This window comes from Streptomyces sp. 351MFTsu5.1 (assembly GCF_000383655.1).
Lineage (GTDB): Bacteria > Actinomycetota > Actinomycetes > Streptomycetales > Streptomycetaceae > Streptomyces > Streptomyces griseorubiginosus.
On the sequence record NZ_KB911775.1, the window covers coordinates 486,198 to 499,923 of the forward strand.

The 13,726-nt window shown below is 73.0% G+C and carries 10 protein-coding genes; 2 read left to right on the forward strand and 8 right to left on the reverse strand.

Annotated features, from left to right (window positions below):
* Nucleotides 1-52 precede the first annotated feature (52 nt).
* The 4 genes from H295_RS0102120 to cyc2 form a co-directional block, all read right to left on the reverse strand.
* Nucleotides 53-1,030, reverse strand: coding sequence for an aminoglycoside phosphotransferase family protein (locus tag H295_RS0102120; protein ID WP_020133694.1), 978 nt, complete (start codon nucleotides 1,028-1,030; stop codon nucleotides 53-55).
* 47 nt (nucleotides 1,031-1,077) lie between these two features.
* Nucleotides 1,078-2,202: an aminopeptidase P family protein gene (locus H295_RS0102125; RefSeq protein ID WP_020133695.1), complete on the reverse strand. Its 1,125-nt coding sequence runs from the start codon at nucleotides 2,200-2,202 to the stop codon at nucleotides 1,078-1,080.
* Between the two features lie 361 nt (nucleotides 2,203-2,563).
* On the reverse strand, nucleotides 2,564-3,154 hold the full coding sequence (locus H295_RS0102130) for a PDZ domain-containing protein (RefSeq protein ID WP_028808970.1): 591 nt from the start codon (nucleotides 3,152-3,154) through the stop codon (nucleotides 2,564-2,566).
* 386 nt (nucleotides 3,155-3,540) lie between these two features.
* On the reverse strand, nucleotides 3,541-5,700 hold the full coding sequence (gene cyc2 / locus H295_RS0102135; protein ID WP_020133697.1) for a germacradienol/geosmin synthase Cyc2: 2,160 nt from the start codon (nucleotides 5,698-5,700) through the stop codon (nucleotides 3,541-3,543).
* Nucleotides 5,701-5,944: 244 nt separating this feature from the next.
* Here cyc2 and H295_RS0102140 point away from each other — a divergent pair, with 244 nt between their 5' ends.
* Nucleotides 5,945-9,217 (forward strand): tetratricopeptide repeat protein, encoded by a 3,273-nt coding sequence (locus tag H295_RS0102140; protein WP_028808971.1) that lies wholly within the window; start codon nucleotides 5,945-5,947, stop codon nucleotides 9,215-9,217.
* Here H295_RS0102140 and H295_RS0102145 read toward each other — a convergent pair.
* From H295_RS0102145 to H295_RS0102160, 4 genes are all read right to left on the reverse strand, one after another.
* Nucleotides 9,175-9,927, reverse strand: coding sequence for a class I SAM-dependent methyltransferase (locus H295_RS0102145; RefSeq protein ID WP_028808972.1), 753 nt, complete (start codon nucleotides 9,925-9,927; stop codon nucleotides 9,175-9,177). The two genes, H295_RS0102140 and H295_RS0102145, sit on opposite strands and share 43 nt — an antisense overlap.
* A gap of 73 nt (nucleotides 9,928-10,000) precedes the next feature.
* A complete protein-coding gene (locus H295_RS0102150; protein WP_020133699.1) occupies nucleotides 10,001-11,152 on the reverse strand; it encodes a damage-control phosphatase ARMT1 family protein in 1,152 nt (383 codons plus the stop codon).
* 20 nt (nucleotides 11,153-11,172) lie between these two features.
* A complete protein-coding gene (locus H295_RS0102155; protein ID WP_020133700.1) occupies nucleotides 11,173-11,820 on the reverse strand; it encodes a ScbR family autoregulator-binding transcription factor in 648 nt (215 codons plus the stop codon).
* A 70-nt stretch (nucleotides 11,821-11,890) separates the two neighbouring features.
* Nucleotides 11,891-12,817, reverse strand: a complete 927-nt coding sequence (locus H295_RS0102160; RefSeq protein WP_020133701.1) for a ScbA/BarX family gamma-butyrolactone biosynthesis protein — start codon at nucleotides 12,815-12,817, stop codon at nucleotides 11,891-11,893.
* 159 nt (nucleotides 12,818-12,976) lie between these two features.
* On the opposite strand from H295_RS0102160, the gene H295_RS0102165 reads away from it, so the two are divergent.
* Entirely contained in the window at nucleotides 12,977-13,639 is a 663-nt protein-coding gene (locus tag H295_RS0102165) for a ScbR family autoregulator-binding transcription factor (protein ID WP_028808973.1), read from the forward strand.
* The last annotated feature ends 87 nt before the right edge of the window (nucleotides 13,640-13,726 follow it).

The following is a 13,726-nucleotide window of genomic DNA, read 5'->3' on the forward strand; positions in this document are numbered from 1 at the left end:
GCTGGAGCGGCCCGCGGGTGGAGCGGCCTGTGTCCGGAGCGCGGTGGAGCCCCTACGGCTCCGCGTCGTCCGGCTCCTCGTCCCGCAGCTCGGTGACCCGCTCCAGCAGGATCGCCTCCCAGGCGCGGCCCAGCCGGGCCCTCAGCAGCCCCAGGGGTGCGTCCTCCCGGTGGTCCAGGCCGGCGGCGAGGTGGAGCACGGTGTCGCAGCGGGCCAGCCAGAGACCGCGCAGGCAGGGCCGGGCACCGTACCCCGCGAGGGTGGCGGCGCGGACGGCCGCGGGCGCGCCGACAGCGAGGGCGAGGCCCGCGATGTCCTCGGCGGGGTCGCCGACGACCGTGTCGGTCCAGTCGAGCACGCCCCGTACCCGGCCGTCGGCACTGGCCACGAGGTGCTCGCCGGTCAGGGCGTGGTGCACGAGGACCGCGCTGCCGGGCTGTGCGGCGAGCTGGACCGCGGCGGCCGAGGTGAGCTGGTGGAGCCGGGCCGGGTCGAACTCGTCGGCAGCGCCCAGGAGTTCGGCGGCCCGGCCGGCCTGTCTGCGCAGCGCCTCCAGTGAGCGCGGGGCGACGCGCGGGACGCCGAGCGCCTCGGCCTGCCGTACGGGCACCTCGCGCAGCCCGGTGAGGAGCCCGGCCAGGTCGGCCTCGCCGACGGCGGAGACGTCGTGCTCCTCCGCCGAGCCGCCGGGGATCCTGGTGTCCAGCGTGTAGGCCAGGCCGGGCGCCCACTCGCCCTGCGCCACGCTGGTCGGCACCGCGACCGGGACGTGCGGGCGGACCAGGTCGCGCAGACGCAGTTCGCGGCGTCGGCGGGCGGCGGCCGCGCGGTCCTCGGACAGCCGCAGCACATGGCGGGCGCCGACCCACCAGGTGGAGTGCGCGCCGATCTCGGTGACGGGCCTGACCTCGGGCCCGCCGGTGTCGGACGGGCCGGTGTCGGACGGGCCGGTGTCGGACAGGCCGTCCTTGAGCAGGGAACGGACCAGTCGGCGGACCGTGTCCGCGGTGGGTGTCGGTGCCTGGGTCATGTCGCGCCGTAGTCGTTCGAGGGGTGGAGGGGGCTCCTGGGGTCGGGTCAGTCCACTATGACCATCTCGCGGATGGTGTCGTTGAGCCTGCGGCCGCCGTTCTCGGTGACGGTGACGATGTCCTCGATGCGTACCCCGAAACGGCCCGGCAGATAGACGCCGGGTTCCACGGAGAAGCACATCCCCGGCACGAGGGGCTGTTCCTCGCCCTCGATCATGTACGGCGGCTCGTGGGTGGTCACGCCGATGCCGTGCCCGGTGCGGTGGATGAAGTACTCGCCGTAGCCGGCGTCGGCGATGACCGCGCGGGCGGCCCGGTCGACCTCCTGACAGGCCGCTCCGGGCCGTACCGCGTGAAAGCCCGCCTCCTGGGCGGCGCGGACGAGGTCGTGCACCCGGCGTTCCTCGGCGGTGGGTTCGCCGACGTGGACCGTGCGGGAGGTGTCGGAGCCGTAGCCGTCCTTGAGGCCGCCGAAGTCGAGGACGACCATGTCACCGCGCTCGATGACCCGGTCACCCACCTCGTGGTGCGGGTTGGCGCCGTTCGGGCCGGAGGCGACGATGGTGAAGTCGACCTGGGAGTGGCCGAAGCGGCGCAGCAGGTCGGCGAGGTCCGCGGCGACCTCGGACTCCCGGCGGCCGCCGAAGGGGAGCTTCCGGACCTCCTCGAAGGCCGCGTCGGCCGCCGCCCCCGCCGCTGCCAGCAGTTCCAGCTCCGCCCGGTCCTTGACCGCCCGCAGCATCGGAAGGGCCTCGGTGAGCGAGGCGTACGACGTGCCGGGCAGCGCCTTCTGGAGGCCCAGCAGGTGCATGGCCCAGGCGTTGTCGCTGATCCCGAACCGGCCGCCGGCGTCCAGGAGGGGGGCGGCGACGGCGTAGGGGTCCTTGCCGTCCGTCCAGTCCCGCAGGGTCAGGGCGCTCGCGCCGACGGCCTTGGCGGCGTCCGGGGCCTCCAGGGCGGGGACGACCAGGACGGGGTCCTGGCCGGGGGCGAGGACGAGCAGGGTGAGGCGCTCGGTGGCGGCGGTGGGCGCGTAGCCGGTGAGCCACACCAGGTCCGGTCCCGGGGCCACCAGCAGCCCCGCGAGCCCTGCCTCGGCGGCCGACCGGGCCGCGCGCTCCATGCGGGCCCGGTAGTCGTCGGCGGCGAAGGGCGCTGCGGTGCCGGTCATCGGGGCCTCCCTGGGCGGGTGTGGGTCTTGGGCAGCATCCTGCCCGCCCGACGTGGGGCGCGCGAGCCGGTTGCGAGGTCTTTCGGGCGGCTCGCGAGAAGAGCGCTGCCGCACGACGGGCTGACGGACTCCTCCGGCCGTGCGGGGGTGGGGAGCAGCAGTACGGCGCCCGGAGACGTGCTCTGGACGCCGGCGCCCGCTGGAGCGGGAGCCGATGAGGGGACCGCTCGGCACCATGCGAGGCCTACCGGTGACGGAGTGTGGTGAGGAGAGCCGGAGGGCCGAGGCTCGCTTCGGCGGACCGACCGGCATCACCCGCCGCCCGGCGCTGGTCAGCGGGGTCGCGGCGCCGTGAGGGGGTTCACGTCAGCACGCCCGGCACCGCCGTCAGCTGCTGGTAGCCCCCGCTGCGGTGGCGGACCGTCAGTACGATCTCGCGGCCGGAGCGGGCGTGGGCGACGGCTCGCGCGAGGTCGTCGGCCGTGTCGATGCGGGTACGGCCGAACACGAGCAGTACGTCACCGCGGACCAGGCCCGCGGTGTAGCCCGGGCCCGGGACATGGACGCCGACGACCAGCGCGCCCGCCTTCTCGGCATCCACGACCTCCAGGCCGAGTGTCGCGACGGCGGCCGCGGCCGAGGGGGCGGGCGGCGGTGTCGGGGACGGGCGGGCGGGACCCGGGTGCGCCGGGGCGGACGGTCCGCCCGGGTGCAGGCCGACCTGCCGTTGGAGTTCGGCCAGCCTGTCCATGCCGATCACGGTGGTACCCACCGCACCGAGCCCCACCCCCGACAGCACCAGAACGAACGCGACGAGCAGGCCGAACAGCACGCTCGTGAACCGGCGTCCGCGCCGGCGCGCGGCGTGCGGGCGCCGGGCGGACCGGGGCTTCCTGCCGCCCCCGGTCTCCTGACCGGGCATCGGCTTGGGACGCAACGCTGTCTGTTCCATGGATCGCCTCCGGCTGGATCACCACCGGGTGGTGACTACCCGGCGCACGAGCGCGTGACGAGCCACGAACGAGTGAGACTGACCGGTGGTCAGGAGTGGGAAGCGGCCGGAACCAGCAGGTCCGGGGTCCGCGGCGGCTCCGCCCGGCCGCCGACGCGAGCGTGCTGGAGCGTGCCCGCGCGGGGTGCGTCAGCCCGCGCGGCCCACCCCGAGCGCGGGGAGCGTGGTCGACGGTCGGGGCGCCGGCGGTCGCGACGGTGGGCGGTCCGGCGCAGGACGGTCGGCCGCAGGACGGTCCGGCGAACCCGAAGCGGGTAGGCACCCCGACTCCGCCTGCCCCCGGGTCACCCCACCTGCCCCCGTCGCCCCCGCCCACCGCCGTCCCGTCAGCCCGCCATGGGGAGCGTCGGGGCCCTGTCCGGCAGGAAGCCGTGGGTGCGGCCGGCCAGGTAGTCGGCCTTGTAGCGGTCGACCGTGCGGTGCCAGTGCAGGATGCCGGCCATCCAGTTCTGGAGGTCGGCCACATAGCCGCGCATCACCTCGCGAGCTTCCTCCGAGAGCCCGAAGTCGTCGTACACGACGGGCAGTTCGTTCGCGGCGACGTGCTCGAACTGCTGCATGCGCTGGGTCATCAGGTCATGGACGACTCGCAGCGCGGTCGGGTAGTCGATGCCGAAGAAGTTCTGCACGACGAGGATCGCGTTGTGGATCTCGCCCTCGTACTCGATCTCCTTCTGGTACGAGAAGACGTCGTTGAGCAGACAGGCGTAGTCGACGGCGGCGTTCTCCAGGGAGCGGACCGGTCCGCTGCGGTAGACGTCGGGCGGTACGGCGGGGCCGTGGCCCATCCGGCACATGCTCATGGTGAGGTCGGAGCCGAAGGTGGTGCGCCGCATCTCCAGGTAGTCGACGGGGTCGGGGACGCGGTGGTGGATCTGGTTGGCCAGCTCCCACACCCAGCTCTCGGTCATCGCGTTCACGGCGTCCTTGAGGGTCTGCCGCTGGTCGGGGGTCATCCCGGCCGTGGTGCGGGCCCACAGGTCGGTCAGGCCGCGTTCCATGCCGTTGCCGGGTACGAGGCTCTGCTCGCCGTCGAGGGGCATGCACTGCGAGAGCCGGTGGGTGGTGAGGCGGGCGGCGGCGAGGTCGCGGCGGGCTCCGTAGACGAGGGGGTAGTAGTCGTCGCCGTAGGTGCCCCAGGCCAGCCAGTGCGAGCTGAGGTCGAGGGCCTCGGCGCTCGCGTCCGGGTCGATGCCCGCGGCGCACAGCGGGAGGTCTGCCGCGGCGAGCCGGTCCTCGTCCCAGACGCCCTCCTGGAGCATTCCCATGCGGTGCATCCACTCGACGAGACGCGGGCGGGCGCCCGGCAGGTGGGGGCTGTGCTCGACCTGGAACGGCATGTGGAAGTCGGGCAGCAGCGACGGCCCGACCTTCTGGAACGGGACATGGGTGTGGGCGCGCAGCCGCTCGGCGCCGGCCGCGGCGAGCAGGGCGCCGACGTCGGCGGCCGAGGTGCCGGGGCCGGTCGGGCTCTGCCAGGGGGAGGTGGTCTCGGCGCGGGCGTTCATGTAGCGGCTGGAGCGCATGTGCCATTCGTGGCCGCCGGACTGCCAGTCCTGGAGCCCTTGCGTGTACTGGGCGACGGCGGCCACCTCGGCCGGGGAGAGACCTTTCTCCAGGGCGACGGCGGGCACCTCGGTCAGCGCGGTGTGCTCGAACTGGTGGAGGCGGGAGGTGAGGACGTCGTTGACGGTGTCGGCGGCCTCCTGGGTGGTGCAGCCGAAGAAGGTCTCCAGGACGAGCACGCCGTTGCTGAGCTCGCCCTCGTCCTCGACCTCGCGCTGGTAGGAGAACAGGTCGTTGCGCAGGTGCACGGCGTCGGAGAAGGTCTCCATGAGGACGCGCAGCGGCCTGGACCCGGCGACCGCGGCCGGGACCTCGGCGGTCGCGTACTCCACGAGCCCGGCCGACCACGGGGCGCCGCCGACCTTGCGGCGCATCTCGATGTACTCGACGGGGTTGGCGATCCGCCCCTCGTTGATGTTGGAGAGCTCCCACAGGGACTCGTTGAGCAGATGCTCGGTGGCGACGGCGAAGCGGCGGCGCCAGTCGGCGGACATCGACGGCACGGTGCGCGTCCAGAGGTCGGCGAGGCCCGCCTCGACCGGGTTCCCGGGCTCGGGCATCGGGGTCGTGAGGTCCATCGGCATGAACAGCGGCAGCCGGTCCAGGTAGGCCTTGCCGCCGGCGCGGTCCTGGGTGCGCTTGAAGATCTCCAGGAAGTGGTCGTCGAAGAAGAACACCCACACGTACCAGTCGGTGATCAGCGAGAGCGCGGGGCCGTCGCAGTCGGGGTGTGTGTAGGCGCAGAGCAGTCCGTAGTCGTGTGCGTCGAGGTCGGACTGCTCCCAGATCCCGGACCCCTCCAGCATGCCCATCTCGCGCGCCCACGCGGTCGAGTGGGCGCGCGCCTCGTCGACGTGCGGGTTCAGCCGCGCGGGGTACGGCATGTAGAAGTGCGGAAGTTCGAAGGGCTGCTGCGTCATGAGCCGGGCCCTACCCAGGGCCCTCAAGTGCCATCCGCGAGCCGGGACATGATCACACCATCGCGTGAATCGGGGGTGAATCCGGACACGACGGACGGCGTTTGTGGCGTTCCCGTCTCCACGCGCGGATCCGTACGATGTCGCGTCGAACTCGGCGATGTCCCACCTCGTGACATGAGAACCTGAAAACGGGAGAGGGGTTCGGACGTAGCCGTCGAGGTGTGTGCCGACAGGGGGGTCCTCGATGTTCGGGGCAGAGTTGTTCACCCAGACCGCTGCCGCCGCCGCGGGCACGATGGTGGGGCTGATGACCACGGACGCCTGGCAGGTGGCCAGGCACCGGATCGCACGGTTCCTGCGCCGGGAGGACGTGGAGCGGCTGGAGGCGGCCCGGGCGGAGCTGGACGCGGCGCCGCCGGGGCGGCAGCAGGTCATCCTGCGCCAGCAGCGGGAGGAGTGGGGCAGCACCCTGCGCGGCCTGCTGGACCGTAATCCGGAACTGGCCGGACTGCTGACCGAGTTCGTGCAGGAGTTCTCCGGGGTGGTGCGCCCGGTCTTCATCCAGGTCCAGCAGCCCGCGGCCCCGCTGGAGCCCGCCCGCGCCCCGGGCGCGCTGACCGTGGCGCCTCCGCTGGGCCGGCTCGACCGCCGGGTGCGCGGCCGTGGACCGCTCCTCGACACCCTCAAGCAGCTGGTGGGCAAGCCGACTTCGGGTGTGCGAGTGCTGCACGGCATGGGCGGCAGCGGAAAGACCACGGTCGCCCTGGAGATCGCGGCGCACGCCGCCGCCCTCAACGTCGACGTGTGGTGGGTGACGGCGAAGAACCCCGCCGCGCTGAGCGCGGGGATGCGCGAGGTGGTGGCGGCGCTCGGCACCCCCGCCGATCTCATCGACCGTGCCTGGTCGGGGCGTTCGAGCGCGACCGACCTGCTGTGGCGCCGACTGTGCGACACCGCGACCCCCTGGCTGCTGGTGGTGGACAACGCCGACGAGCCCGAACACCTCGCGCCCTACGGCCGGTTGGCGGAGGGCACGGGCTGGATCCGGCCCGCCGCCGAGCTGCCCGGTCTGGTGCTGATCACCAGCCGGGACAGCAGCCCGACGACCTGGGGGCCGTGGGCCACGCTGCACTCGGTGGACGCCCTGGAGGAGGACGACGCGACCGAGGTGCTCTGGGACCTCGCCGGGGAGCGGGCCGGTTCCCGCGAGGACGCCCGGATGCTGACCCGGCGGCTCGGCGGGCTGCCGCTGGCGCTGCGCATCGCCGGGTCGCACCTCGCGGCGGCCTCCGCCTTCCCCGCCTGGCCGGGCACGACGACCGTACGGACGTACGCCGACTACCGCGTGGCCCTCGACGAGCGCTTCACCGAACTCCTCGACGAACGCCCGCCCGGGCAGCAGGGCGGCACCTACTCGGTACCGGTGACCGGTACCTGGGAGCTGTCGCTCGACCTTTTGGAGCGGCGGGGCATCGTCCAGGCCCGGCCGCTGATGCGGCTGCTGTGCTGCCTGGGCGAGGCCCCGGTGCCACTGGTCGGCCTGTTACGCCCGGACCGGCTGGCCGCCTCCTCGCTGCTGCCCGGCATCACACCGCAGGAGCTGTACACCGCGCTCACCGCGCTCGCCGACTTCGGCCTGGTCGAACTGCACACCCCGCCCGGCGGCGACGACCACGCCCGCACCCTGGTGCTGCACCCGCTGGTCCGGGACGCGGGCCGGCTGCAGCGGGACCTCGCCGAGCACTGGGAGGAGTACGCGGCCGTCGTCGCCGACCTGGTCGTGTGCGCCACCGCCGAGCTGAGCGAGGACGACCCGCGCGACTGGCCGCGCTGGCGGCTGCTGCTCCCGCACTGCGACGCCCCGCTGGCCCTGATGGGCGACCCGCACGAGGCCGAGGACGAGCTGGTCTCGAAGGCGCTCAGGGCGGCGGCTGCCGGGGCCCGGCATCTGTTCCGGCGAGGCTGGCTGGACCGTGCGGAGGAGGTGCTCGACGCCTGCGAGCCGGTGGTGCTCGCGTGCGGCCCGAACGATCCCGACGCGCTCGAAGTACGCGCCGCCGCGGCCCACTTGCTGCACATGCGCGGTCGGCTGGCGGCGGCCGAGTCGCTGTTCCGCACGGTGCTGGCGGACACCCGTGCCCTGTTCGGCGACGCTTCCGGCGAGACCGCGGACGCCCGGTACGCGCTCGCGAACCTGCTGCACGGCCGGGGCCGCCCGGTCGAGGCGGAGACCGAGTACCGCGCGGTGCACGCCACGCGCCGGGCCCTGCTGGGCGAGCGCGACCCCGGGACCCTCGCCGCCCGCAAGGGTGTGGCGTGGATGGCCCGCTACCGGGGACTGCTGGCGGAGGCCGAGGAGGAGTACCGCCTGCTCCTGGACGCCTACCGGGAGACGCTCGGCGCCCACCACCCCGACACCCTGGCCACCCGGCACGAGATGGCCCAGGTGCTGCACGAGCGCGGCATGTTCGGCCAGGCCGAGGCGGAGCTGCGGGAGACGCTCCAGGTGTGTGCGCGGGTGCTGGGCGAACGCCACCCGAGCACGCTCGCGGTCCGGCACGACCTCGCCGGCGTGCTGCGCGACCGGGGTCTGCTCGCCGAGGCCGAGCAGGAGTTCCGCACGGTGCTCGCGACCCGCGCCGAGGCCTACGGCGAGGATCACCCCGAGACCGTGTCCGCCCGGTACGGCCTGGCCACGGTGCTGCGCGACCGGGGCTGGCCCGGGGACGCGGAGACGGAGTTCCGGGAGGTCTTCGAGGTGCAGCGCCGGCTGCTCGGCGACATGCACCCGCACACCCTGGAGGTCCGTCACAACCTGGCCGACCTGCTGATGGAGCGGGGCCAACTGGAGGCGGCGGAGGCGGAGTTCCGGGAGGTGTACGCGGCGCGGCGCGAAGTGCTGGGCGAGCAGCACCTGTTGACGCTCTCGGTACGGCACGGCGCCGCGCACGTCCTGCACCTGCGCGGGCATGTCGAGCGGGCGGAGACCGAGTACCGCACGGTCCTCGCGGACTGCGTGGAGACCCTGGGGCCCCGTCACCCCGGCACGCTCGCGGTCCGCCACAACCTCGCCGACCTGCTCAAGGACCAGGGCCGGCTGGCGGCCGCGGAGCAGGAGTTCAGGGAGGTCTACGAGGCCCGGCGGACCGTGCTCGGCGAACAGCACCTGCTGACCCTGTCGGTCCGGCACGGCGCCGCGCACGTCCTGCACCTGCGCGGGCATGTCGAGCGGGCGGAGACCGAGTACCGCACGGTCCTCGCGGACTGCGTGGAGACCCTGGGGCCCCGCCACCCGGGGACCCTGGCGGTCCGGCACAACCTGGCCGACCTGCTGTGCCTCAAGGGTGAACTCGTCCAGGCAGAAGCGGAGTTCACCGAGGTACGGGAGGTCTGCGAGGAGGTGCTGGGGCCACGGCATCCGCGGACCCTGGCCGCCGGGGAGGCGCTGGCCCGGCTGCGGGCCGCGCAGGGGGATCAGGCTCCCCGCGACCCCGACTCGGCCGCCGCCGGTTCGTAGCCCGGGAAGCGGGCCGGGATCTGCCCGAGGTCCCAGAGCGCGAGCACCTTGTCGTCGTAGAAGTCGTCGGACTCCTCGTCGCCGATGACCTGGAGCGGCTCGGGCAGGCCGAAGGGCGCCTTGCACAGGTCGATGGGGCGCCACCAGCCGGTCACGATGTCGGTGTTGGCCGGGGTCCGGGAGAAGGTCGTGGTGAGCAGATAGCGCGAGCCGCTCTCCCGGAACCGGGTCAGCGCCTCCACGACATGCTGGTAGGAGAAGTGCACGAGGGCGTCCCGGCACACGATGAGGTCGACGCGCGGCACGGGCTGCGCGGTGAAGTCGAGCAGCTGGAACTCCCGCCCGGGCGCGGAGTGGTCGGCGCTGTTGGCCGCCACGAGCTCGGCGACGACGTCGCCGCCGAGGTAGGTGGCGCCGTGCAGGTCGACGTGGCGCATCCAGTTGAAGTCGCCGCAGGGGGCGTCCAGTACCGACCGGATGCCCAGGTCCGCGATGAGGAGCCCGAGTCGGGCGATGACCCGCTTCATGCGTTGCAGCTCGGAGCCCGGTCCGGAGCGGGTCTCGTCGGAACCCCAGCGGTTGGTGCGGTAGATGTCCGTGAACACGTCGTGGAGGTCGGCCTCGTCACGGGGGTCGGTGACGTCGAGGTAGCGGCGTGCGTCCACGTCGTAGACGGGCTCCCCAGGATTGCTCAGGTACCGCGGGGTCAATGGGGTCCTCTTTCGCTGCCCGTCGGCGGGACGTACGGCAGCCCACCGGTACAGGTCGGCAGCATAACGCTCCTCAGGGCCGGACCTGGATGAGCGCACGGGTGCCGCCGGTCCGCCAGCGCTGCCCCTCCGCCTCGACCAGCGCGGCCTCCGTGCGGGCGTCGAGCCCGGTGACCACATCGGACTTGAGGGTGCGCAGCGCGGCCACCGGTCCCGGGAAGTAGGCGGTCGCCTCGGCGAAGGACGTGGTCGGCGGCCACCACCGGTCCCCCACCAGGCGCCGGTAGTTGAGGTCGCCCTTGAGGACGGTCAGCGTGGCCCGGCCGATCTCCGTACGCAGGTCGTCGGGCATGTCCGCGTAGGGCAGCGGGGCGCAGGAGAACGGGTGCGCACGGACGACGAGCGCTCCGTCCGCCATGGCGTCCCACAGCCGCCGTCCGTACCGCGCGGCCTCCCCCGGCGCCCGTACCAGCCGGCGCAGGGCGTCGACGACGTCGGCGGTGGTCGCGTCGGAGACGTAGTAGGGGTACGGCTTCACGTGCAGGACGGCCCGTTCGATCCGCCGGTGTTCGAGGAGGTGGGCGAGGAGGAGCAGGTCGGGGACGAGTTCACGGCCGGCGTTGTCGGCGATCAGGCAGAGCGTGCCGGTGCCGTCGAGCCGTGTCCACAGTCTCTCGCTGTCGTCGGCGACCAGATCGGGTACGGCGTCCCGGCCCTCGGCCTCGCCGTCGGAGAGCCGGAACCCGAGGTCGGCGCGGTTGCCCCAGAGCGACCCGTGCAGCAGGGCCGTGCCGCGCTCCTCGACGGGCCGGGAGGCGAGTTCGTCCAGCGCGGCCAGTTCCTGGTCCGTCTCCGGGGAGTCGAGCTCGGTGAGCTTGGAGGGCCGGAAGGGGTCGATGCCCTGCCAGGGGCCGGGCGCGAAGTAGCCCACGGCGTCGAGAAGCCGGCGGTAGAAGTAGCTCTCCGACCACAGCCAGGGCACGTCGAACCAGGACTGCCCGGCGTAGGTGCCGATCTCCCACTCGGCCCACGCCCCGCCGGGGAGCGGCTCGATCACGCCCTTGGTGCAGTTGTCGAGCAGGGCGTCGAGGGCGCGGTGCTGCTCGGGGCCGTAGGGGAAGGCCTCCCGCACCTGCGCGATGATCGCGGGGTGCCGCTCGGCGAGCACGCTGTGGGGGAAGGAGCCGGGTTCACTGGCGAGGACGACGGCGGCGCTGGGAGACATACGCCGACTGTAACCACCTCTCAGCCGGCCCTCGACTCCTGCTCCAGCTGACTCACCAGGGCCAGATACCTGGCCCTGCGGGGCACCGGCACCACGCCCCGGATCATGACGTGCCACATCTGGGCGAGCCGGCGCGGCTGTCGTCCCACCGGCTCCAGGTGCCGCCCCACCACGCGGGTGCCGACGAAGAAGCACACCAGGGAGTGCGCCATCGCGTCGACGTCGGTGTCCGGGTGGAGGTCGGACTCCTTGACCGCGCCGAGGAGTTTGGCGGTCGCGAGGTCCAGCCACTCCGTGAACGGGTGCCGCAGCGGCTCCCGCACCTCGACTCCGCCGGTGGCGAGCCGGAGTCCGGCCCGCAGCACGGGTCCCTCGACCGACAACCGCGCTATCTGGAAGGTGATCCGGACCAGCGCCTCCAGCGAGGTGCAGCCGCGGGCCTCCACCTCTCCGGTCACCTGGCGCGAGGTCCGGGACTGTATCTCCATGATCGCGTGGGCGAGGTCGCCCTTGGCCGCGAAGTGGAAGTACAGGGCGCCCTTGGTGACTTGGGCGTGCTCGACGATGTCGCTGAGACTGGTCGACTCATAGCCACGACGGTCGAACAGATCGGCGGCGGCGGTGATGATCGTCGCTCGGGTCTGTTCAGCGCGTAACTGCCTCGGCATCGACTGCACACTCCTGGGAAGGAAAAGAACGGGGCATGCCGTTTGTTTCTAACTCTCCGTACACGATAACTCACCCCGCGACGGCGCCCACACGGCATTCGAAGGCCACCGACTCCCCTTGCAGCGCTACGACTTGTACGTCGGCGCCGTCCGCACCGCTCACCTCGATCCAGACCGGTCTGTCGAGTTCGGTGAACTGGTGAAACGTGGCGTGCAGGGAGGCGGGCACCGGGCCGTCCGGACCGCCGTGCGCACGTGCGGCCTGGCGGGCGGCCTCCAGGAGGAGCATGCCGGGGACGTGGTCCAGCGGGTGGTCGAAGAAAACGGGGTGCGCGGAATCGACTCTGAGCCGCCAGCGGCCGGGACGGCCGGTGGGCGACAGGAGCACGTCGGCGCGCAGGGCCCGCCCCACCGTGGCGGCCGGTAACGGTTCCGGAGGCGGCCGGGGCAGCCGCAGCGCCCCCACGTCGGCGGTGCGTCCCCCGCGCATCCGGCGGTAGACGGCCTCCTTCGTCCAGCTCACGGCGATGCGACCGGTCCCGACGCGTTCCGGGCCGAGGCGCACGACGGCGTCGTAGCGCAGTCCGGCGGGGCGGCCCGCGGTGCGGCGGACCGTCTCGACGGTGATGTCGACGACGGGCTCGGCGGGGACGGAGCCGACCGCCAGATGCTCGGGACGGGTGTCGACCCGCAGTTCCCTGAGGACGAACTGATGACCGATCGGAACCTCGTAGGCGGTGTGGGCGAGCAGCGCCCCGCACTGGCGGACCGTTTCTGCCACCAGGAGCGGCTCATAGGCGGAGCGGTCCGCCGACACGTGTAACTGGTGGGCACGCGGCCACTGGGCCGTGAGCGTGAAGCGGTCGGGGCCGCTCCTGGTCCAGCCGGTGAGGAGGGTCTCCGCCACGGACACGCGGTGCACGAGTTCACGGGGGACGGTCGCCGTCAGGGGCCCGGCCTCGGACGGGAGTTCCGCGAACTGCCGCGACTCTGGCATGTCTCCCCCTCGTTCCCCCGAAGCGGTTCCCACGGAGCGATGACGGACGGCGAGGTGCCCGTGCCGATGGGCGATAGAGTACGAGGGATTCCGGTCTGTTTTCAATGTGACCTGATCGAGACCGGAAGATACCCGACTCGGCTCATGGGAGGGGTTCTTGTGGCGAGACAGGAGCGCGCCGTCAGGACACGCAGGACGATCGTGGAGGCGGCGGGCGCCGTCTTCGACGAGCACGGGTACGCGGCGGCCACCATCGCCATGGTGCTGGAGCGGGCCGAAGTCACCAAAGGCGCACTGTACTTCCACTTCCCCTCCAAGGAGTCCCTCGCCCAGGCGGTGCTGGACGAGCAGTTGTCGCTGGGGGACGTGCCGCCGCATCCGTGCCGGCTCCAGGAGATCGTCGACATGACGTTCGTCTTCGGGCACCGGCTGCGGACCAACTCCCTGCTGAAGGGGAGTGTGCGGCTGACGCTGGACCAGTGCGCACCGCCCGGGGTCGATCACACGGGACCGTTCAGGCAGTGGAGCGACCGGGTGGTGGAGATGCTGCAAGGGGCCCGGGACCAGGGCGAGTTGCTGCCGACCGTGCAGCCGCGCGACACAGCGGATCTGCTGGTGGGAGCCTTCGCCGGGGTGCAGCTGATGTCCCGGGCGCTGCACGCCCGGGAGGACCTGGGACACCGCATCTCGGTCCTGTGGTCCCATCTGCTGCCGAGCATCGCGGTGCCGGGGCTGCTGAGCGGCCTCGACACCCGGCCGGACCGGGCGGCGCGGGTGCTGGCGTCGGCGCAGAGCGGTGAACTGGTGGGCGCCGAGGCGTGAGGTGCGGGGCGCGCCTCTGCATACGACACACACGGGACGGGCCGGCCGGTGCTCCCAACGCACCGGCCGGCCCGTCCCGTCGGAGAG